This is a genomic window from Burkholderia sp. KL41, from assembly GCF_057005415.2.
This window is the reverse complement of record NZ_CM174446.1, coordinates 357,185-379,241: the sequence shown is the minus strand read 5'-3', so window position 1 is coordinate 379,241 and position 22,057 is coordinate 357,185. Positions and strand designations below refer to the sequence as shown.

The 22,057-nt window shown below is 58.9% G+C and carries 10 protein-coding genes, 6 tRNA genes and 3 rRNA genes; 1 reads left to right on the top strand and 18 read right to left on the bottom strand.

The genetic code is table 11. The annotated features are described in order from the left end of the window. Positions 1-250: 250 nt before the first annotated feature. The 13 genes from rpoC to PQB87_RS01705 form a co-directional block, all read right to left on the bottom strand. Positions 251-4,498 carry a DNA-directed RNA polymerase subunit beta' gene (gene rpoC / locus PQB87_RS01765; RefSeq protein ID WP_021161759.1) on the bottom strand — a complete coding sequence of 1,416 codons (4,248 nt, stop codon included), beginning with the start codon at positions 4,496-4,498 and terminating at the stop codon, positions 251-253. Between the two features lie 21 nt (positions 4,499-4,519). Next, positions 4,520-8,626: a DNA-directed RNA polymerase subunit beta gene (gene rpoB, locus PQB87_RS01760; RefSeq protein ID WP_027788581.1), complete on the bottom strand. Its 4,107-nt coding sequence runs from the start codon at positions 8,624-8,626 to the stop codon at positions 4,520-4,522. A gap of 377 nt (positions 8,627-9,003) precedes the next feature. After that, positions 9,004-9,378 (bottom strand): 50S ribosomal protein L7/L12, encoded by a 375-nt coding sequence (gene rplL, locus PQB87_RS01755; protein ID WP_021161757.1) that lies wholly within the window; start codon positions 9,376-9,378, stop codon positions 9,004-9,006. Between the two features lie 63 nt (positions 9,379-9,441). Continuing rightward, positions 9,442-9,939 carry a 50S ribosomal protein L10 gene (rplJ, locus tag PQB87_RS01750; protein ID WP_027788582.1) on the bottom strand — a complete coding sequence of 166 codons (498 nt, stop codon included), beginning with the start codon at positions 9,937-9,939 and terminating at the stop codon, positions 9,442-9,444. Between the two features lie 296 nt (positions 9,940-10,235). Then, positions 10,236-10,934 (bottom strand): 50S ribosomal protein L1, encoded by a 699-nt coding sequence (rplA, locus tag PQB87_RS01745; protein WP_006482906.1) that lies wholly within the window; start codon positions 10,932-10,934, stop codon positions 10,236-10,238. Next, positions 10,935-11,366, bottom strand: a complete 432-nt coding sequence (rplK, locus tag PQB87_RS01740) for a 50S ribosomal protein L11 (RefSeq protein WP_006477201.1) — start codon at positions 11,364-11,366, stop codon at positions 10,935-10,937. It abuts the gene before it with no gap. 141 nt (positions 11,367-11,507) lie between these two features. Then, positions 11,508-12,065: a transcription termination/antitermination protein NusG gene (gene nusG / locus PQB87_RS01735; RefSeq protein ID WP_006400672.1), complete on the bottom strand. Its 558-nt coding sequence runs from the start codon at positions 12,063-12,065 to the stop codon at positions 11,508-11,510. 1 nt (position 12,066) lies between these two features. Further along, positions 12,067-12,447, bottom strand: a complete 381-nt coding sequence (gene secE, locus PQB87_RS01730) for a preprotein translocase subunit SecE (RefSeq protein ID WP_006482892.1) — start codon at positions 12,445-12,447, stop codon at positions 12,067-12,069. A gap of 43 nt (positions 12,448-12,490) precedes the next feature. Continuing rightward, positions 12,491-12,566: transfer RNA gene (locus tag PQB87_RS01725), tRNA-Trp, on the bottom strand. A 59-nt stretch (positions 12,567-12,625) separates the two neighbouring features. Next, positions 12,626-13,816, bottom strand: a complete 1,191-nt coding sequence (gene tuf, locus PQB87_RS01720; protein WP_006482910.1) for an elongation factor Tu — start codon at positions 13,814-13,816, stop codon at positions 12,626-12,628. 69 nt (positions 13,817-13,885) lie between these two features. After that, positions 13,886-13,960: transfer RNA gene (locus tag PQB87_RS01715), tRNA-Thr, on the bottom strand. A 24-nt stretch (positions 13,961-13,984) separates the two neighbouring features. Further along, positions 13,985-14,058 (bottom strand) — tRNA-Gly (locus tag PQB87_RS01710). 43 nt (positions 14,059-14,101) lie between these two features. Next, a tRNA-Tyr gene (locus PQB87_RS01705) sits at positions 14,102-14,187 on the bottom strand. Between the two features lie 1,251 nt (positions 14,188-15,438). On the opposite strand from PQB87_RS01705, the gene PQB87_RS01700 reads away from it, so the two are divergent. Next, positions 15,439-15,633 carry a hypothetical protein gene (locus tag PQB87_RS01700; protein WP_222157080.1) on the top strand — a complete coding sequence of 65 codons (195 nt, stop codon included), beginning with the start codon at positions 15,439-15,441 and terminating at the stop codon, positions 15,631-15,633. A gap of 704 nt (positions 15,634-16,337) precedes the next feature. Here PQB87_RS01700 and rrf read toward each other — a convergent pair. From rrf to PQB87_RS01675, 5 genes are all read right to left on the bottom strand, one after another. After that, positions 16,338-16,450 (bottom strand): 5S ribosomal RNA (rrf, locus tag PQB87_RS01695). Between the two features lie 155 nt (positions 16,451-16,605). After that, a 23S ribosomal RNA gene (locus PQB87_RS01690) occupies positions 16,606-19,487 on the bottom strand. Positions 19,488-19,770: 283 nt separating this feature from the next. Further along, positions 19,771-19,846, bottom strand: a tRNA-Ala gene (locus PQB87_RS01685). Positions 19,847-19,884: 38 nt separating this feature from the next. After that, positions 19,885-19,961: transfer RNA gene (locus PQB87_RS01680), tRNA-Ile, on the bottom strand. Between the two features lie 62 nt (positions 19,962-20,023). Continuing rightward, positions 20,024-21,556: ribosomal RNA gene (locus PQB87_RS01675) — 16S ribosomal RNA — on the bottom strand. Together the 16S, 23S and 5S rRNA genes with 2 tRNA genes alongside form the textbook arrangement of a ribosomal RNA operon. Positions 21,557-22,057 lie beyond the last annotated feature (501 nt).

Genomic DNA, 22,057 nt, shown 5'->3' with positions numbered 1-22,057 from the left:
ATCGTGCGGTTTTGGCCAATCGGCCAGGGTTCGTTCGCGTGCATGACGAGCCTGCCACGACCCTGCCGCAAGTGATTGCGATGGCTCCGGAGGCGCTTGCAGCCAGGCCGCACGTCCGTCGCGATCAAGCGAGGCCGGCACGGCACAGGCGGGTCATGCACGCGAACGACAGATGAAAAAAAACCGCCCGGCAAAACCGGGCGGTCTCGGTGACAGCGTGGTGAGACAAGGCGGCTCGCGCCGCCCGCGCTTACTCGGCTGCCGGGTGCTGTTGCGGCTCTTCCGCAGCAGGCGTGCTCGGCGTACCGAAATCGAACGCCTCTTCCGCTGCGATCTGGTCGAAACGCTCGCGATCCGACGATTCCTTCGCCTTGCGTGCCTTGTGGAACGCGAGACCCGTACCGGCCGGAATCAGGCGGCCGACGATCACGTTTTCCTTCAGGCCGCGCAGATCGTCGCGCTTGCCCATGATCGCCGCTTCGGTCAGCACGCGGGTCGTTTCCTGGAACGATGCCGCGGAGATGAACGAGTCGGTCGACAGCGATGCCTTCGTGATACCGAGCAGCACGTTGTCGTACGAAGCCGGACGCTTGTCCTCGGCGATCATGCGATCGTTCTCGTCCAGCATGTCGGAACGCTCGACCTGTTCGCCCGGGATGAAGCGCGTATCGCCGTTGTCGGTGATCTGCACACGACGCAGCATCTGGCGAACGATCACCTCGATGTGCTTGTCGTTGATCTTCACGCCCTGCAGACGATACACGTCCTGCACTTCGTCGACGATGTAGCGCGACAGCGCCTCGATACCCTGCAGACGCAGGATGTCGTGCGGATCGGCCGGACCGTCCACGATCATTTCGCCCTTGTTGACGACCTGGGCATCGTGAACCAGAACCTGCTTTTCCTTCGCGATCAGGAACTCGTGCTGGTTGCCCTCGAGATCCGTGATGACGAGACGCTGCTTGCCCTTCGTGTCCTTACCGAACGACGTCGTACCGGTGACTTCCGCGAGAATGCCGGCATCCTTCGGCGAACGCGCTTCGAACAGTTCCGCCACCCGCGGCAGACCGCCGGTAATGTCACGCGTCTTCTGCGCTTCCGTCGGGATACGTGCGAGCACTTCACCGACCTGCACCTGCTGACCATCCTTCACGGTGATCAGTGCGCCGACCTGGAAGCCGATCTGCACCGCGTGCTCCGTGCCCGGAATCTTCACTTCGTCGCCGTTCGCGTCGAGCAGCTTGACCTGCGGACGCACGCTCTTCGAAGCCTGCGAACCACGACGCTTCACGTCGATCACGACCAGCGTCGACAGGCCGGTCACGTCGTCGATCTGCTTCGCGACGGTCACGCCTTCCTCGACGTTCTCGAACTTCACCGTACCACCGTACTCGGTGATGATCGGACGCGTCAGCGGATCCCACGTGGCGAGCTGCGTGCCTGCCTTGATCGTCGCGCCGTCGAGTTGCAGCAGCGTCGCGCCGTACGGCACTTTGTGACGCTCGCGCTCGCGACCGAAATCGTCGGTGATCATCGCTTCGCCCGAACGGGAAATGACGATCTGCTCGCCCTTCGCATTCGTGACGTAACGCATCGTCGCCGTGAAGCGGACGATACCGTTGCTCTTCGCTTCGACCGACGAAGCCACTGCCGCACGCGACGCCGCACCACCGATGTGGAACGTACGCATCGTCAGCTGCGTGCCCGGTTCACCGATCGACTGTGCCGCGATCACGCCGACTGCTTCGCCGACGTTCACGAGCGAGCCGCGGCCGAGGTCACGGCCGTAGCACGATGCACACAGACCGTAGCGCGTTTCGCAGGTCAGCGGCGTGCGCACGCGCACTTCGTCGATGCCGAGGCGTTCGATTTCCTCGACCGCCGTTTCGTCGAGCAGCGTGCCCGATTCGTACACCGTTTCCTGCGTTTCCGGGTTCACGACGTCCGCAACCGCAACGCGGCCGAGGATACGGTCGCGCAGCGCCTCGACGACTTCACCGCCTTCGACGAGTGCCTTCATCGCCACGCCGTTCGACGTGCCGCAATCGTCTTCCACGACAACCAGATCCTGCGTGACGTCGACGAGACGACGCGTCAGGTAACCCGAGTTCGCGGTCTTCAGTGCCGTATCAGCCAGACCCTTACGTGCACCGTGGGTCGAGATGAAGTACTGCAACACGTTCAGACCTTCGCGGAAGTTCGCGGTAATCGGCGTCTCGATAATCGAGCCGTCCGGCTTCGCCATCAGGCCACGCATACCGGCCAGCTGACGAATCTGAACCGCCGAACCCCGGGCGCCCGAGTCGGCCATCATGTAGATCGAGTTGAACGACTCCTGGCGCGTCTCGTTGCCGTCGCGGTCCGTCACCGGCTCCGTCGACAGCTGCTCCATCATCGCCTTGCCGACCGCTTCCGACGTTGCCGACCAGATGTCGACCACGTTGTTGTAGCGTTCCTGCGCGGTGACGAGACCCGACATGTACTGGCGGTCGTACTCCTTCACCTTCTTCGCGGCGTCGCCGACGATCGTTTCCTTCTGCGGCGGCACGAGCATGTCGTCCACGCAGATCGAAATACCGGCGCGCGTCGCGAGACGGAAACCCGACTGCATCAGCTGGTCGGCAAACACCACCGTCGCACGCAGACCGCACTTGCGGAACGCCGTGTTGATCAGGCGCGAGATTTCCTTCTTCTTCAGCGGCTTGTTCAGCACCGAGAACGGCAGGCCGTGCGGCAGGATCTCCGACAGGATCGCGCGGCCGACGGTCGTCGCGTACAGCGAGATCTTCGGCACGAACGGCGGCGCGCCTTCCGACGTGTCTTCGTTGTGGACCATTTCGGTGATCCGCACGTTGACGCGCGATGCGAGCTCGACTTCCTTGTTCTCGTACGCGCGGATCACTTCCGACACGCCCGTGAACGACAGGCCTTCGCCCTTGCCGTTGACCGCTTCGCGGGTCGCGTAGTACAGACCCAGCACGATATCCTGCGACGGCACGATCGACGGATCGCCGTTGGCCGGGAACAGCACGTTGTTCGACGCCAGCATCAGCGTACGCGCTTCCATCTGCGCTTCGAGCGACAGCGGCACGTGAACGGCCATCTGGTCACCGTCGAAGTCGGCGTTGAACGCCGCGCAGACGAGCGGGTGCAGCTGAATTGCCTTGCCTTCGATCAGCACCGGCTCGAACGCCTGGATACCGAGACGGTGCAGCGTCGGCGCACGGTTCAGCATCACCGGGTGCTCGCGGATCACCTCTTCGAGGATGTCCCACACCACCGGCGTCTGGTTCTCGACTTCCTTCTTCGCAGCCTTGATGGTCGTCGCGACGCCCATCACTTCCAGCTTGTTGAAGATGAACGGCTTGAACAGCTCGAGCGCCATCAGCTTCGGCAGACCGCACTGGTGCAGCTTCAGCGTCGGGCCGACCACGATGACCGAACGGCCCGAGTAGTCGACGCGCTTGCCCAGCAGGTTCTGACGGAAACGACCGCCCTTGCCCTTGATCATGTCGGCGAGCGACTTCAGCGGACGCTTGTTCGCACCCGTCATCGCCTTGCCGCGACGACCGTTGTCGAGCAGCGAGTCGACGGCTTCCTGCAGCATCCGCTTTTCGTTGCGGACGATGATTTCAGGTGCCTTCAGCTCGAGCAGACGCTTCAACCGGTTGTTACGGTTGATCACGCGGCGGTACAGGTCGTTCAGGTCCGACGTCGCGAAACGGCCGCCGTCCAGCGGCACGAGCGGACGCAGTTCCGGCGGCAGCACCGGCAGCACTTCGAGGATCATCCACTCGGGCTTGATGCCCGAGCGCTGGAATGCCTCGAGGACCTTCAGGCGCTTCGCGTACTTCTTGATCTTCGCTTCCGAGCCGGTGTTCTTCAGCTCGGTGCGCAGCGTCTCGACCTGCTCGTCGATGTTGATCGCGCGCAGCAGTTCACGCACGCCTTCCGCGCCCATTTCGGCACGGAATTCGTCGCCGTATTCCTCGACCTTGTTGTAGTAATCCTCTTCGGTCATGATCTGCCGCGCCTTCAGCGGCGTCATGCCCGGTTCGATCACCACGTATGCTTCGAAGTACAGCACGCGTTCGATGTCGCGCAGCGTCATGTCGAGCACCATGCCCAGACGCGACGGCAGCGACTTCAGGAACCAGATGTGCGCGACCGGCGAGGCCAGTTCGATGTGGCCCATCCGTTCGCGACGCACCTTCGCCAGCGTCACTTCGACACCGCACTTCTCGCAGATCACGCCGCGGTGCTTCAGGCGCTTGTACTTGCCGCACAGGCACTCGTAGTCCTTGATCGGCCCGAAGATCTTCGCGCAGAAGAGACCATCGCGTTCCGGCTTGAACGTACGGTAGTTGATGGTCTCCGGCTTCTTCACTTCGCCGAACGACCACGAACGGATCTTGTCAGGCGAAGCCAGACCGATCTTGATCGCGTCGAAAACTTCTTCCTGTTGGACTTGCTTGAATAGATCGAGCAGAGCTTTCATTGCTTTCTCTCCGTAGTCCGATTAATTGCGGTCGAGATCGATGTCGATACCGAGCGAGCGGATTTCCTTCACGAGCACGTTGAAGGATTCCGGCATGCCTGCATCGATCACGTGGTCGCCCTTGACGAGGTTTTCGTACACCTTCGTCCGGCCGGTCACGTCATCCGACTTCACCGTCAGCATTTCCTGCAGCACGTAGGACGCGCCGTACGCTTCGAGTGCCCACACTTCCATTTCACCGAAACGCTGGCCACCGAACTGCGCCTTACCACCCAGCGGCTGCTGCGTGACGAGCGAGTACGGGCCGGTCGAACGCGCGTGCATCTTGTCGTCGACCAAGTGGTGCAGCTTCAGGTAGTGCATGTAGCCCAGCGTCACGCGACGCTCGAACATTTCACCCGTGCGGCCGTCGTACAGACGGACCTGGTTCTTCGACGGGTTCATGCCGAGCTGTTCAGCGATGTCGTCCGGGAACGCGAGGTCGAGCATCTTGCCCATTTCTTCCTCGGTCGCACCGTCGAACACCGGCGTCGCGAACGGCACGCCTTCGCGCAGGTTCTTCGCGAGTTCGAGGATCTCGTCGTCGGTGAAGCTTTCCAGGTCTTCCTGGCGGCCCGACTCGTTGTAGATCTTCGTCAGGAACACGCGCAGTTCCTCGATCTTCGCCTGACGCTGCAGCATTTCGCCGATACGCCAGCCGAGGCCCTTCGCAGCCCAGCCGAGGTGCACTTCCAGAACCTGACCCACGTTCATCCGCGACGGAACGCCCAGCGGGTTCAGCACGACGTCTGCCGGACGGCCGTCGGCCATGTACGGCATGTCTTCGATCGGGACGATCTTCGACACGACACCCTTGTTACCGTGACGGCCTGCCATCTTGTCGCCAGGCTGCAGACGGCGCTTCACCGCGAGGTACACCTTGACCATCTTCAGCACGCCCGGCGGCAGTTCGTCGCCTTGCGTGAGCTTCTTGCGCTTCTCTTCGAACGCGAGGTCGAACTGGTGACGCTTCTCTTCGATCGAGTTCTTGATCGCTTCGAGCGATGCCGCTGCTTCGTCGTCCGCGAGGCGGATGTCGAACCAGTGGTAGTGGTCGAGGTCTTCCAGGTAAGCCTGGTCGATCTTCGTGCCCTTCGCGAGCTTCTTCGGACCGCCGTTCGCGACCTTGCCCACGAGCATGCGCGCGAGACGCTGGAACGCGTCGCCTTCCACGATGCGCAGCTGGTCGTTCAGGTCGAGACGGTAGCGCTTCAGTTCGTCGTCGATGATCTGTTGCGCACGCTTGTCGCGCTGGATGCCTTCACGCGTGAACACCTGGACGTCGATCACGGTACCGCTCATGCCCGACGGCACGCGCAGCGACGTGTCCTTCACGTCCGAAGCCTTCTCGCCGAAGATCGCGCGCAGCAGCTTCTCTTCCGGCGTCAGCTGGGTCTCGCCCTTCGGCGTGACCTTGCCGACCAGCACGTCGCCTGCTTCGACTTCAGCACCGATGTACACGATGCCGGATTCGTCGAGACGGCCGAGCTGGACTTCCGCCAGGTTCGAGATGTCGCGCGTGATTTCTTCCGGCCCGAGCTTCGTGTCGCGTGCAACGACGTTCAGCTCTTCGATGTGGATCGACGTGTAGCGATCGTCCGCAACCACCTTCTCCGAGATCAGGATCGAGTCTTCGAAGTTGTAGCCGTTCCACGGCATGAACGCGATCAGCATGTTCTGGCCGAGCGCGAGCTCGCCCAGGTCCGTCGAGGCGCCGTCGGCCAGCACGTCGCCGCGCGAGACCTTGTCGCCCATCTTCACGATCGGACGCTGGTTGATGTTCGTGTTCTGGTTCGAACGCGTGTACTTGATCAGGTTGTAGATGTCGACACCGACTTCACCTGCGACCGCTTCGTCGTCGTTCACACGAATCACGATACGGCCTGCGTCGACATAGTCGACGACGCCGCCGCGGAACGCCTGAACCGTCGTACCCGAGTCAACCGCGCAGGTGCGCTCGATACCTGTCCCGACGACCGGCTTCTCCGGACGCAGACACGGCACGGCCTGACGCTGCATGTTCGAACCCATCAGTGCACGGTTCGCATCGTCGTGCTCGAGGAACGGAATCAGCGAGGCTGCAACCGACACGATCTGCGACGGCGCGACGTCCATGTACTGGATACGGTCCGGCGTGACCATCATCGTTTCGCCGGCTTCACGCGACGACACGAGTTCGTCGATCAGCGTGCCGTTCTCGTCGATCGCGGCGTTCGCCTGAGCGATCATGTAGCGGCCTTCCTCGATCGCCGACAGGTAGTCGATCTGGTCGGTCACCTTGCTGTCCACGACCTTGCGGTACGGCGTCTCGAGGAAGCCGTACTCGTTCAGGTGCGCGTACAGTGCGAGCGAGTTGATCAGGCCGATGTTCGGACCTTCCGGCGTTTCGATCGGGCACACGCGGCCATAGTGGGTCGGGTGCACGTCACGAACTTCGAAGCCTGCGCGTTCGCGCGTCAGACCGCCCGGGCCCAGTGCGGAAACACGGCGCTTGTGCGTGATTTCCGACAGCGGGTTGGTCTGGTCCATGAACTGCGACAGCTGCGACGAACCGAAGAACTCGCGGATCGCCGACGAAATCGGCTTCGAGTTGATCAGGTCGTGCGGCATCAGGTTTTCGCTTTCGGCCTGGCCGAGGCGTTCCTTGACCGCGCGCTCGACACGCACGAGACCGGCGCGGAACTGGTTTTCCGCCAGTTCGCCGACGCAACGCACGCGACGGTTGCCGAGGTGGTCGATGTCGTCCACTTCGCCCTTGCCGTTGCGCAGCTCGACGAGGATCTTGATCGTCGCGAGGATGTCGTCGTCCTGCAGCGTCATCGGGCCGGTGATCTCGTCACGGCTGACGCGGCGGTTGAACTTCATGCGGCCGACCTTCGACAGGTCGTACGCTTCTTCGCTGTAGAACAGACGGTTGAACAGGGCCTCGACCGCTTCTTCGGTCGGCGGCTCGCCCGGACGCATCATGCGGTAGATCGCGATGCGCGCGGCCGTCTTGTCGGTCGTTTCGTCGACACGCAGCGTCGACGAGATGTACGGGCCCTGGTCCAGGTCGTTCGTGTAGAGCGTCTGGATGTCCTTGATGCCCGCTTCGCGCAGCTTCTCGAGCACGCTTTCCGTGACTTCGTCGTTCGCGCTCGCGATCACTTCGCCGGTGTCGCCGTCGACGACGTTCTTCGCCAGCACGCGGCCGAGCAGATAGTCTTCCGGCACCGAGATGAACTTGGTCTTCGCGGCTTCGAGATCGCGAATGTGCTTCGCGTTGATCCGCTTGTCCTTCTGGACGATGACCTTGCCATCACGATCCGTGATGTCGAAACGCGCGACTTCACCACGCAGGCGCTCGGGCACGAACTCGAGTTGTGCGCCTTCGTCCATCAGCGTGAAGTTGTCGAACACGAAGAAGTTCGCGAGGATCTGTTCCGGCGTCAGGCCGATGGCCTTCAGCAGGATCGTGACCGGCATCTTGCGGCGACGGTCGACGCGGAAGTACAGGATGTCCTTCGGATCGAATTCGAAGTCGAGCCACGAGCCGCGGTACGGAATGATCCGTGCCGAGAACAGCAGCTTGCCCGAGCTGTGCGTCTTGCCCTTGTCGTGTTCGAAGAACACGCCCGGCGAACGGTGCAGCTGCGAGACGATGACACGCTCGGTGCCGTTGATGACGAACGAGCCCGTCGGCGTCATGAGCGGAATTTCGCCCATGTACACTTCCTGCTCTTTCACTTCCTTGACGACCGGCTTGTTCGGCGATTCCTTGTCGAGGATGACAAGGCGGACCTTCGCGCGCAGCGCGGAGCAGTACGTCAGGCCGCGCTGCTGGCATTCCTTGATGTTGAATGCCGGCGCGGACAACGCGTAGCTCACGAACTCGAGACGCGCAAAGCCGTTGTGCGAAACAATGGGAAATACCGATGTGAACGCGGCCTGCAAACCTTCAGGCTTGCGTTGCGTGGCCGGCACATCGGCTTGCAGAAACGTGCTGAATGATTCAAGCTGGGTAGCCAGCAAGAAAGGAACTTGGTGAACGATGGGGCGCTTCGCGAAACTCTTGCGAATGCGCTTCTTCTCGGTGAAGGAATATTGCATACGATCTCCGAATCACGGCGGGTGCTATCGAGGCGGAATACCTGGACGTTTCAAACCCGAGTGTTCACCGACTGAGACCCGATGGCCGTCCGACGGCTTGAACGAGCCGAGAAGCTTGGTGGTTGGCCGCTACCAACCGCTGGCTGACGGCAGCGGATGCCTGTGTTGCCCGCTACCCGACCAAACTTGCCTTCTGCAGTCGCTTCAGAAGACAAAGAGAACCGCCATTCGTGACCAATCACAACGATCAGGCGGTTTTCTTTGGCTTCTGGGGCCGATTATTCGGGCTCCCGAATGAGTGCCAGAATAACGTCCCCACAAAGCACAAAAAGGCCGGCGGTGAAAATACCGCCAGCCTTCGCACAGCGCGCCGAAACTTACTTGACTTCGACCTTCGCGCCTGCTTCTTCCAGCTTCTTCTTGGCTTCTTCAGCAGCAGCCTTGTCGACGCCTTCCTTGACAGCCTTCGGTGCGCCGTCAACGACGTCCTTCGCTTCCTTCAGGCCCAGGCCCGTCAGTTCGCGAACTGCCTTGATGACTGCAACCTTGTTGCTGCCTGCTTCAGCCAGAACGACCGTGAATTCGGTCTTTTCTTCTGCAGCAGCAGCAGCGCCGCCGCCTGCCGGGCCAGCGACTGCCACTGCAGCTGCCGACACGCCAAACTTCTCTTCGAACGCCTTGACCAGTTCGTTCAGTTCCAGAACGGTCATCCCTTCGACTGCTGCCAGGATGTCTTCTTTTGCGATTGCCATTTGAAATACTCCTAAATTGAATTCGGATACAGCCAGCGATCAATGACGCTGATGCACGTTCGATTACGCAGCTTCCGCTTGCTTCTTCTCTGCCAGCGCGGCCAGGGCACGCGCGAAGCCCGAAACAGGCGATTGCATAACGAACAGCAGCTTCGAGAGCAGTTCTTCGCGGCTCGGGATGCTTGCCAGCGCTTGCACGCCAGCCTTGTCCATCACCTTGCCATCGAACGAACCAGCCTTGATGACCAACTTGTCATTGCTCTTGCTGAAGTCGTTGACGACCTTAGCAGCAGCAATTGCATCTTCCGAGATGCCGTAGATCAACGGGCCAGTCATCTGCTCTGCCAGCGGAGCAAACGGCGTACCTTCAACGGCGCGGCGCGCCAGCGTGTTCTTCAACACGCGCAGGTAAACCTGTTGCTCACGCGCTTGCGCGCGCAGCTTGGTCAGATCGCCAACCGCAATTCCACGATACTCAGCCAGCACAACGGTCTGGGCCTTCGCGACTTGCGCGGAAACCTCAGCGACGACGGCTTGCTTGTCTTCTCTATTAAGCGGCACGGTTAGCCTCCAGAAACGATACGTTCGGCACGAAACCTCACGTACCTCGTTCAACAACGGCGTCCGACCTCGTTAGGAGTATTTCCACCTCATGCCGCGAATCGCTTCACGGCCTGCGGCTTCACCACTGCAAAACTTTTTCGGGTTCGCCATCTGCGTTGGCTTGAATTAAGGGATCACCTGACTGCTGCGCCCCACCAACGGTCTTTGATAACCGGTTGCCCGCCCTACCTGCACGAACAACCGCCCAAAGCCCATGTAGGCCGCTTCGCGAACGAAGCGGCCCGAAATCTTGCTTACTGTGCTGCCAGCGTAGCCTGGTCGACACGCACGCCGACGCCCATCGTGCTCGACAGTGCGATCTTGCGCAGGTAGACGCCCTTGCTCGTTGCCGGCTTTGCCTTCTGCAGCGCTTCGATCAGCGCCGACAGGTTCGAACGCAGTGCGGTCGGCTCGAACGATGCACGGCCGATGGTCGCGTGGATGATACCGGCCTTGTCGACACGGAATTGCACCTGACCAGCCTTCGCGTTCTTGACGGCGGTTGCGACGTCCGGCGTGACCGTACCGACCTTCGGGTTCGGCATCAGGCCGCGCGGGCCGAGGATCTGACCCAGCGTACCGACGATACGCATCGTGTCCGGCGAAGCGATCACGATGTCGAAGTCCATCTGGCCAGCCTTGATCTGCTCAGCCAGGTCTTCCATACCGACGATTTCCGCGCCTGCTGCACGCGCTTGCTCAGCCTTCTCGCCTTGCGCGAACACGGCAACGCGAACCGACTTGCCCGTACCTGCCGGCAGAACGACCGAACCACGAACGACCTGGTCCGACTTCTTCGCATCGATGCCGAGCTGGACTGCGACGTCGATCGACTCGTCGAACTTCGCGCTCGCGCATTCCTTCACGAGGCTCAGTGCGTCTTCGATCGCGTACAGCTTCTGACGATCGACCTTGGCGGCAAATGCCTGACGGCGCTTGGAGATCTTAGCCATTTACACGCCCTCCACAGTGATGCCCATCGAGCGTGCGCTACCAGCGATGGTGCGAACGGCTGCGTCCAGATCAGCTGCCGTAAGGTCCGGCATCTTGGTCTTCGCGATTTCTTCGGCTTGAGCGCGCGTGATCGAACCGACCTTGTCGGTGTGCGGCTTGCTCGAGCCCTTGTCCACCTTCGCCGCCTTCTTGATCAGGACGGTCGCCGGCGGCGTCTTCATCACGAACGTGAAGCTCTTGTCAGCGAATGCCGTGATGACCACCGGCACCGGCAGACCCGGCTCCATGCCTTGAGTCTGCGCGTTGAACGCCTTGCAGAACTCCATGATGTTCAGGCCGCGCTGGCCCAGTGCCGGACCGACCGGCGGCGACGGGTTGGCTTTACCTGCAGGGATCTGCAGCTTGATAAAGCCGATAATCTTCTTTGCCATTTGTGAACCTCATTGGAACGCCGGAAGGGCGTTCGGTGAGTGATAACGCGCTTTCGCCTCTGGCTACTGACGCTCCTCAACGGCCATGACGCGGGCCGTAAGCGCGAAGGTGGGCAGCCTAGGCTGCCCACCGAATCGGGATCAAACTTTTTCGACCTGGCCGAACTCGAGTTCGACCGGGGTGGATCGGCCAAAGATGGTGACCGACACACGCACGCGCGACTTTTCGTAGTTGACTTCTTCGACGGTGCCGTTGAAGTCCGTGAACGGACCTTCCTTCACACGCACCATCTCGCCGACTTCGAACAGGGTCTTCGGGCGCGGCTTCTCGACGCCTTCCTGCATCTGCGACATGATCTTCTCGACTTCCTTCGGGGAAATCGGGGTCGGGCGGTTACGTGCACCGCCGACGAAACCGGTAACCTTCGCGGTGTTCTTCACGAGGTGCCACGTTTCGTCCGTCATTTCCATCTCCACCAGCACGTAGCCGGGGAAGAATCGACGCTCGGTTACTGCCTTGTGGCCGCCTTTGACTTCGACCACTTCTTCGGTCGGAACCAGGATCTGACCGAATTTGTCCTGCATGCCAGCACGTTCGATGCGCTCCTGAAGCGCACGTTGCACGCTCTTCTCCATACCGGAGTAGGCGTGCACGACGTACCAACGCTTTCCGCTCGGGGATGCCGGAGTATCGCTCATATCATTTCCAACCCAGAATCGCCGAGAAAATCACCCATTCGATCGATTTGTCACTCAACCAGAGGAAAATCGCCATCACGAGCACGAAACCGAACACGACGAGTGTGGTTTGCGTTGCTTCTTTGCGGGTGGGCCAAACGACCTTCCGGACTTCCTTGTACGAATCCTTGGCAAAGGCGATGAGGCTCTTGCCAGGGGCGGACATCAGCCCGACGGCCACGCCGGCGATGATCCCTACCGCCAACGCGGCACCGCGGACATACCACTGCTGATTGGCCAGCCAGAAGAAGCCCACGAATCCGGCCAAGACCAGCAATACGCCCAGGGCCAGCATCAGCTTATCGCCGGAGGTATTTACAGTTTCGACGGATGGATTCGCCATAACACCTTAAAACAAATGCCACGTAGGACACGTGGCTATTTTTTGGCAGGGGCAGAGGGAATCGAACCCCCAACCTTCGGTTTTGGAGACCGACGCTCTGCCAGTTGAGCTATACCCCTAAACCATACTGGGGCTGGCTGTTGCCAGCCCCAAAACTGTCGATCAACGAATAACTGGCTTACTCGATGATCTTGGCGACGACGCCGGCGCCGACCGTACGGCCACCTTCGCGGATTGCGAAGCGCAGACCTTCTTCCATCGCGATCGGAGCAATCAGCTTCACCGTGATCGACACGTTGTCGCCCGGCATCACCATTTCCTTGTCCTTCGGCAGCTCGATCGAGCCCGTCACGTCCGTCGTACGGAAGTAGAACTGCGGACGGTAGTTGTTGAAGAACGGCGTGTGACGGCCGCCTTCGTCCTTGCTCAGCACGTACACTTCAGCCGTGAAGTGCGTGTGCGGCGTGATCGAACCCGGCTTCGCCAGAACCTGGCCACGCTCCACGTCTTCACGCTTCGTGCCGCGCAGCAGGATACCAACGTTGTCGCCTGCCTGACCTTGGTCCAGCAGCTTGCGGAACATTTCAACGCCCGTGCAGGTCGTCTTCACCGTCGGCTTGATACCGACGATTTCGATTTCTTCGCCGACCTTCACGATGCCGCGCTCGACACGACCCGTCACCACCGTACCACGGCCCGAGATCGAGAACACGTCTTCCACCGGCATCAGGAACGCACCGTCAACTGCACGCTCCGGCGTCGGGATGTACGTGTCCAGCGCGTCTGCCAGGCTCATGATCGCCACTTCGCCCAGCTCGCCCGTGTCGCCTTCCAGCGCCAGCTTGGCCGAACCCTTCACGATCGGCGTGTCGTCGCCCGGGAAGTCGTACTTCGACAGGAGTTCGCGAACTTCCATCTCGACCAGCTCGAGCAGCTCAGCGTCGTCCACCATGTCGCACTTGTTCAGGAACACGATGATGTACGGAACGCCAACCTGACGCGCCAGCAGGATGTGCTCACGCGTTTGCGGCATCGGGCCGTCTGCTGCCGAGCAAACCAGGATCGCGCCGTCCATCTGCGCTGCGCCCGTGATCATGTTCTTCACATAGTCAGCGTGGCCCGGGCAGTCGACGTGTGCGTAATGGCGGTTAGCCGTTTCGTACTCGACGTGTGCCGTGTTGATCGTGATGCCGCGCGCCTTTTCTTCCGGTGCCGCGTCGATCTGGTCGTACGCCTTCGCTTCGCCGCCGAACTTCTTCGTCAGAACCGTCGTGATCGCTGCCGTCAGCGTCGTCTTGCCGTGGTCAACGTGACCAATCGTACCAACGTTCACGTGCGGCTTGGTCCGCTCAAACTTTTCCTTGGCCATTTTCAACTCCCAAAAGGAATTTCACAGGTTGCGCCGCGCGCAAACAACAAGACACTGACTTTTTACTGCTGGTGCCCATGGGCAGGATCGAACTGCCGACCTCTCCCTTACCAAGGGAGTGCTCTACCACTGAGCCACATGGGCGCTTTACGCTTCAACTTCGCGGTCTGGAGCGGGTGAAGGGAATCGAACCCTCGTCGTAAGCTTGGAAGGCTTCTGCTCTACCATTGAGCTACACCCGCACGGGCCACAAACGATTCCTTACCGCTCACTGCGCTGATATCTTGGTGGAGGAGGTTGGATTCGAACCAACGTAGGCGTAAGCCAACAGATTTACAGTCTGCCCCCTTTAGCCACTCGGGCACCCCTCCGTAGAGAACTGACGATTATGGGGGTACATCGCACCCCTGTCAAGCACATCCGGAAGATTATTTTCATCCTCTTCCCGATATCTGCCTGACTACCGACCTCCCGCCCTTGCCCGGCTAAGGCAAGCATGGGTGCTACCGATCAGTGCCACATCTTCGTCAGACTCCGCTTTCAGCGTCGATCTGCATCTGCGCTGAAAACGAAAGACCGCCATCATACGATCTCTTGAGCACTCTGCCAAGCGGGTAGATGCAAAATTTCCGCAAATTTCGTGCCGGGCGGCTGCCATGATCTGTTTTTAGATACCTCCCGGGAGTCCGTTGCTGGTTTCTAGGGTTGTCTGGCCCGACCCGCCAGCGATTGACGCGACACGACTTCCGAACGCTTTTCAGCAATCGCATCATGAGTTTGAGCAACGCGTCCAACGAGAAATCGCGATGGCGGCGCTGGACTTTTCCGGCTTCAGCGACCGGGGAGCCATACTATCCCGAGCCACCTGCCCGCCCTGGTTCGGATCTTCATGCGTCTGCTTGATCTTTTTCAGTGATTCATGGTTTTGACCGCACATGCCGCCGGGCCGGCAGACGCCAGTGTCGCCCGAGCACGATCGCTTGGCCCCGTCAGGAGGCGCGGGCTGATAGCCATGCCCCGGGACGCCCGGCAGCAGCCGCGCCGTCGCATATGACAGGTTGAAGCCCACGCGCAATGCCTGGGGCTCGGTTCGGTACACGTCGGGTAGGCCGGGCCCCCTTGTGGAGTCAGGATGCGATCGCCTACGCATGGCTGATCAACGATGCCGCAATGTGCGTCATCGCCGCCGGTGCCGGTGATGGCGCGTGGGCAGACGAATCCTGCAGCCCAGAGCCTCCATCGACAGCGACGACATACGGCCGTGCCGGGAACTGCCGCGCAGGTTGGCCGCGGTAATCTCGGCGCACGTTCTTTAGCGCGCGGCCGCTGCACTTCGCCCCCGCGCAAGCCGACCAACATCAGCGTCTGGCCGACCTATCGAGGCGATTCCGCCGTATATACAAGACATCCCCCATGCCCCTGCGATGCCCGCCTCGAGCAGCTGAACGCCGATACCTTGGCAAGATTCGACGCCTGCGCGTTTTCCGCACGACATCCATCCGAGGACGCGAGAAAGCAGGCCTGCAACTTCCGATACTCTACGACCGCTGCGAGCTGCCCGGCATTGCGCGCGCCGACCGGGGATCAAGGCCTGAATACGACGCACCGGTTCGTGCCAGGCAATGGCTCCGCACTCTGCGATCTGGATTCCCCAGGCAGGGCGCGATCTACTGGCGTCGATGCGGGGCACGCCCTTCGCGTCGATAGGCGAAGGGCGGGACTGTTTTCGCGGCACCGGCTATTCGCTCATCGAAGAAGTCTACGTGTTTCAAGACGGCCGGCCGGTGCCCATCAAAAGAACCGGCGTGAATTTTTGATGGCATCTGGTTGAGGAACTCGCGTACGTCCGGTTCGCACTATGCATCAACGACTTCCATGTGGCGCGCCGCAAGCGCCCATCTTTTTTGCACGGATCGATTTGAGAGAAGATGCGACGAGTTGAGAAACAAACAAGCCTAGATCGCTACAAGATGCTGTCTTGGACAAAATCTGACTTCGTGCGCTCGATTGGCAGCAGTCGCCTGGAGCTTTCGGCATAAGGACGCCGAAGGGCGGATTTTCGCCACTCGCTGCCCAGGTCACACTGATGGCTCATGTCGTGACGGGAACCGCCAGGCGTGCCCCCCCCGGATACGGCAACGATGATTTTGGGCGTAGAAGTGCTCAATACGCAGAGGAACTGCGCGCAATAACGGGCATTCTTGCAGCTGGCCATGCCACTCCTGGCCGCGACGAGAAGTGGTCAGAAATGCGGTGGAGTCGCGACTCGATCCGATCGTCGTCTCCGTGAACAGCAAGTAGATGAATGTTTGGATGGTAGGTCTTGGTCGGTGCCAGCTAGCGGTGCAAGGCCAACCCGATCGGTCTGATCTGCGTCAGTCTCGCAGAGGCAATCCTGGAGAATCGGCACCCCGGCCCCAGCTCGAGTAGCAGCCAGGCCAGCGATCCCGATCACTCGCGCATTTTGTCTGCGCCAATGCAAAAACCCCCGCCTTTCGGGCGGGGGTTTCTGGCTTAGGGAGCCTGACGATTACCTACTTTCACACGGGAATCCGCACTATCATCGGCGTAGAGTCGTTTCACGGTCCTGTTCGGGATGGGAAGGGGTGGGACCGACTCGCTATGGTCATCAGGCAAAGAGGGTTGTTGTGCTGGCTTCGCAGCACAACCAATCTTGGAAGAAGCAGTAATTTAGGTTGTGTGTATCACACACGAGAATCCAACTTGTCGCTCTGGATCTTGCGGCCGGTGCTGTCGCACGGCGCCGATCTACAAGGCAGACTTGTTATAGGATCAAGCCTTACGGGCAATTAGTATCAGTTAGCTGAACGCATTACTGCGCTTACACACCTGACCTATCAACGTCCTGGTCTCGAACGACCCTTCAAGGGGATCTAGTCCCCAGGGATATCTCATCTTAAGGCGAGTTTCCCGCTTAGATGCTTTCAGCGGTTATCTCTTCCGAACATAGCTACCCGGCGATGCCACTGGCGTGACAACCGGTACACCAGAGGTTCGTCCACTCCGGTCCTCTCGTACTAGGAGCAGCCCCCTTCAAATATCCAACGCCCACGGCAGATAGGGACCAAACTGTCTCACGACGTTTTAAACCCAGCTCACGTACCTCTTTAAATGGCGAACAGCCATACCCTTGGGACCGGCTACAGCCCCAGGATGAGATGAGCCGACATCGAGGTGCCAAACACCGCCGTCGATATGAACTCTTGGGCGGTATCAGCCTGTTATCCCCAGAGTACCTTTTATCCGTTGAGCGATGGCCCTTCCATACAGAACCACCGGATCACTATGACCTGCTTTCGCACCTGCTCGACTTGTCGGTCTCGCAGTTAAGCACGCTTATGCCATTGCACTATCAGCACGATTTCCGACCGTACCTAGCGTACCTTCGTACTCCTCCGTTACGCTTTGGGAGGAGACCGCCCCAGTCAAACTGCCTACCATGCACTGTCCCCGACCCGGATCACGGGCCAAGGTTAGAACCTCAAACAAACCAGGGTGGTATTTCAAGGACGGCTCCACCGAAACTAGCGTTCCGGTTTCATAGCCTCCCACCTATCCTACACAGATCGGTTCAAAGTCCAATGCAAAGCTACAGTAAAGGTTCATGGGGTCTTTCCGTCTAGCCGCGGGTAGATTGCATCATCACAAACACTTCAACTTCGCTGAGTCTCGGGAGGAGACAGTGTGGCCATCGTTACGCCATTCGTGCAGGTCGGAACTTACCCGACAAGGAATTTCGCTACCTTAGGACCGTTATAGTTACGGCCGCCGTTTACCGGGACTTCAATCAAGAGCTTGCACCCCATCATTTAATCTTCCGGCACCGGGCAGGCGTCACACCCTATACGTCCACTTTCGTGTTTGCAGAGTGCTGTGTTTTTATTAAACAGTCGCAGCCACCAGTTTATTGCAACCCCTTCACCCTCCTGGCGCAGGCCAGTCAAGCTACAAGGGCGTACCTTATCCCGAAGTTACGGTACCAATTTGCCGAGTTCCTTCTCCCGAGTTCTCTCAAGCGCCTTAGAATACTCATCTCGCCCACCTGTGTCGGTTTGCGGTACGGTCATCGTTAGACTGAAGCTTAGAGGCTTTTCTTGGAACCACTTCCAATTGCTTCGCTCCCTAAGGAGCTCGCGCCACACCCTTGAATTGCGCACCCGGATTTGCCTAAGTGCCTTCTCCAATGCAGCGACCGGGACTTCCAACACCCGGACAACCTTCCGCGATCCGTCCCCCCATCGCATCTAACAATGGTGCAGGAATATTGACCTGCTTCCCATCAGCTACGCATTTCTGCCTCGCCTTAGGGGCCGACTCACCCTACGCCGATGAACGTTGCGTAGGAAACCTTGGGCTTACGGCGAGGGGGCCTTTCACCCCCTTTATCGCTACTCATGTCAGCATTCGCACTTCCGATACCTCCAGCACCCTTTACAAGGCACCTTCGCAGGCTTACGGAACGCTCTCCTACCATGCGTGCTAAGCACGCATCCGCAGCTTCGGTATATAGCTTAGCCCCGTTACATCTTCCGCGCAGGACGACTCGATCAGTGAGCTATTACGCTTTCTTTAAAGGGTGGCTGCTTCTAAGCCAACCTCCTGACTGTTTTAGCCTTCCCACTTCGTTTCCCACTTAGCTATATTTGGGGACCTTAGCTGGCGGTCTGGGTTGTTTCCCTCTTGACACCGGACGTTAGCACCCGATGTCTGTCTCCCGTGATTGCACTCTTCGGTATTCGGAGTTTGCTATGGCGGGGTAATCTGCAATAGACCCCCCAACCATGACAGTGCTCTACCCCCGAAGGTGAGACACGAGGCACTACCTAAATAGTTTTCGGAGAGAACCAGCTATTTCCAGGTTTGTTTAGCCTTTCACCCCTATCCACAGCTCATCCCCTAACTTTTCAACGTTAGTGGGTTCGGACCTCCAGTACGTGTTACCGCACCTTCATCCTGGCCATGGATAGATCACCTGGTTTCGGGTCTACGCCCAGCAACTGAACGCCCTATTCGGACTCGCTTTCGCTACGCCTGCCCTATACGGTTAAGCTTGCTACTGAACGTAAGTCGCTGACCCATTATACAAAAGGTACGCCGTCACCCCTTACGAGGCTCCGACTGTTTGTATGCATGCGGTTTCAGGATCTATTTCACTCCCCTCCCGGGGTTCTTTTCGCCTTTCCCTCACGGTACTGGTTCACTATCGGTCGATCACGAGTATTTAGCCTTGGAGGATGGTCCCCCCATCTTCAGACAGGATTTCACGTGTCCCGCCCTACTTGTCGCACACCTAGTTCTTTCATACTGTTTTCGCCTACAGGGCTATCACCTGCTATGGCCGCACTTTCCAGAGCGTTCGGCTAACAATACAAATAAAGAGTGCAAGGCTCATCCCATTTCGCTCGCCACTACTTTGGGAATCTCGGTTGATTTCTTTTCCTGCGGTTACTTAGATGTTTCAGTTCACCGCGTTCGCTTCGCATGGCCTATGTATTCAGCCATGGATACTCCAGAAGGAGTGGGTTTCCCCATTCGGACATCTACGGATCAAAGCTTGTTTGCCAGCTCCCCGTAGCTTTTCGCAGGCTACCGCGTCCTTCATCGCCTGTGATCGCCAAGGCATCCACCACATGCACTTGTTCGCTTGACCCTATAACGAGTCTGTCTCATCGACAGTCGCTACAGGTTGAGTTCTCGCGTTGTGCCGTATTCCAATTGAGTCAAACATAGAGTTCGAATCATCTTGAGATACATCGATACAATCACAACCCGGATAGTTTCCACGTCCATCTCAAGACGCTTCCGCTATCCAAATTACTTACTTCTTCCAGATTGTTAAAGAACGACAGCCGATACTGACTACGTATCACTCTGACTGGCTCAATCGCCAATGACAAAGATTCGACTCAAGTCGAACGCTTGTCATTGAAGATTGGTGGAGGCAGACGGGATCGAACCGACGACCCCCTGCTTGCAAAGCAGGTGCTCTCCCAGCTGAGCTATGCCCCCATTGAGTACAGATACCCTCAGGTGTTACCGCCAGACAATGGTGGGTCTGGTTGGATTCGAACCAACGACCCCCGCCTTATCAAGACGGTGCTCTAACCGACTGAGCTACAGACCCCTGAGTCTGTCTTTAATTTACAGCCGATAAGCGTGAGCGCTCAATTTTGCGAGAAGCTCTGGAAAGGAGGTGATCCAGCCGCACCTTCCGATACGGCTACCTTGTTACGACTTCACCCCAGTCATGAATCCTACCGTGGTGACCGTCCTCCTTGCGGTTAGACTAGCCACTTCTGGTAAAACCCACTCCCATGGTGTGACGGGCGGTGTGTACAAGACCCGGGAACGTATTCACCGCGGCATGCTGATCCGCGATTACTAGCGATTCCAGCTTCATGCACTCGAGTTGCAGAGTGCAATCCGGACTACGATCGGTTTTCTGGGATTAGCTCCCCCTCGCGGGTTGGCAACCCTCTGTTCCGACCATTGTATGACGTGTGAAGCCCTACCCATAAGGGCCATGAGGACTTGACGTCATCCCCACCTTCCTCCGGTTTGTCACCGGCAGTCTCCTTAGAGTGCTCTTGCGTAGCAACTAAGGACAAGGGTTGCGCTCGTTGCGGGACTTAACCCAACATCTCACGACACGAGCTGACGACAGCCATGCAGCACCTGTGCGCCGGTTCTCTTTCGAGCACTCCCACCTCTCAGCAGGATTCCGACCATGTCAAGGGTAGGTAAGGTTTTTCGCGTTGCATCGAATTAATCCACATCATCCACCGCTTGTGCGGGTCCCCGTCAATTCCTTTGAGTTTTAATCTTGCGACCGTACTCCCCAGGCGGTCAACTTCACGCGTTAGCTACGTTACTAAGGAAATGAATCCCCAACAACTAGTTGACATCGTTTAGGGCGTGGACTACCAGGGTATCTAATCCTGTTTGCTCCCCACGCTTTCGTGCATGAGCGTCAGTATTGGCCCAGGGGGCTGCCTTCGCCATCGGTATTCCTCCACATCTCTACGCATTTCACTGCTACACGTGGAATTCTACCCCCCTCTGCCATACTCTAGCCTGCCAGTCACCAATGCAGTTCCCAGGTTGAGCCCGGGGATTTCACATCGGTCTTAGCAAACCGCCTGCGCACGCTTTACGCCCAGTAATTCCGATTAACGCTTGCACCCTACGTATTACCGCGGCTGCTGGCACGTAGTTAGCCGGTGCTTATTCTTCCGGTACCGTCATCCCCCGGCTGTATTAGAGCCAAGGATTTCTTTCCGGACAAAAGTGCTTTACAACCCGAAGGCCTTCTTCACACACGCGGCATTGCTGGATCAGGCTTTCGCCCATTGTCCAAAATTCCCCACTGCTGCCTCCCGTAGGAGTCTGGGCCGTGTCTCAGTCCCAGTGTGGCTGGTCGTCCTCTCAGACCAGCTACTGATCGTCGCCTTGGTAGGCCTTTACCCCACCAACTAGCTAATCAGCCATCGGCCAACCCTATAGCGCGAGGCCCGAAGGTCCCCCGCTTTCATCCGTAGATCGTATGCGGTATTAATCCGGCTTTCGCCGGGCTATCCCCCACTACAGGACATGTTCCGATGTATTACTCACCCGTTCGCCACTCGCCACCAGGTGCAAGCACCCGTGCTGCCGTTCGACTTGCATGTGTAAGGCATGCCGCCAGCGTTCAATCTGAGCCAGGATCAAACTCTTCAGTTTAAACCTGTTACTGTTTTCGGTTCGGTTAAGAACCGGTCGCTCACTCAAAGCTGACAGGAATATGAATTGCTTCATAAACCTGACTTACTTTAGTGTGAGACTCTTGATACTTTTGCTATCTGATCCGAGGATCAGCTCGCTTCCATCAAGCGCCCACACTTATCGGCTGTTAATTTTTAAAGAGCAATCTGCGAGGAACTTCGTGTTTCCCGGCAGCGCTGCGTTTTCAGCAGCAGAGAAGCGAGATTATGAACCGTGTTTCGCAGTTCGTCAACAACTTTTTACACTACATCGTTGCGACTGCGGGGTTCAACTTCCAAGCCAGCCGCGCGCCCAAGACTACAGCACACCACCAGCTCCGCTTCCCCTTCCGCGCTGCGTTTCCGTTAGCGCGGAAGAGGCGTGATTCTAAGCACCTGCCCCCATCCACGCAAGCCCTTTGTGAAAATATTTTGAAAAGCCCCCGTGCGCTGGCGCGCACGGGGGCTGGGGCTCGGTGGG

What these genes read in the sequence shown, in the direction of transcription:
- PQB87_RS01700 (WP_222157080.1), top strand. Translation starts at nt 15,439, where the DNA reads ATGGCTCCGCACTCTGCGATCTGGATTCCCCAGGCAGGGCGCGATCTA.
- rpoC (WP_021161759.1), bottom strand. Translation starts at nt 4,498, where the DNA reads ATGAAAGCTCTGCTCGATCTATTCAAGCAAGTCCAACAGGAAGAAGTT.
- tuf (WP_006482910.1), bottom strand. Translation starts at nt 13,816, where the DNA reads ATGGCCAAGGAAAAGTTTGAGCGGACCAAGCCGCACGTGAACGTTGGT.
- secE (WP_006482892.1), bottom strand. Translation starts at nt 12,447, where the DNA reads ATGGCGAATCCATCCGTCGAAACTGTAAATACCTCCGGCGATAAGCTG.
- rplL (WP_021161757.1), bottom strand. Translation starts at nt 9,378, where the DNA reads ATGGCAATCGCAAAAGAAGACATCCTGGCAGCAGTCGAAGGGATGACC.
- nusG (WP_006400672.1), bottom strand. Translation starts at nt 12,065, where the DNA reads ATGAGCGATACTCCGGCATCCCCGAGCGGAAAGCGTTGGTACGTCGTG.
- rplK (WP_006477201.1), bottom strand. Translation starts at nt 11,366, where the DNA reads ATGGCAAAGAAGATTATCGGCTTTATCAAGCTGCAGATCCCTGCAGGT.
- rpoB (WP_027788581.1), bottom strand. Translation starts at nt 8,626, where the DNA reads ATGCAATATTCCTTCACCGAGAAGAAGCGCATTCGCAAGAGTTTCGCG.
- rplA (WP_006482906.1), bottom strand. Translation starts at nt 10,934, where the DNA reads ATGGCTAAGATCTCCAAGCGCCGTCAGGCATTTGCCGCCAAGGTCGAT.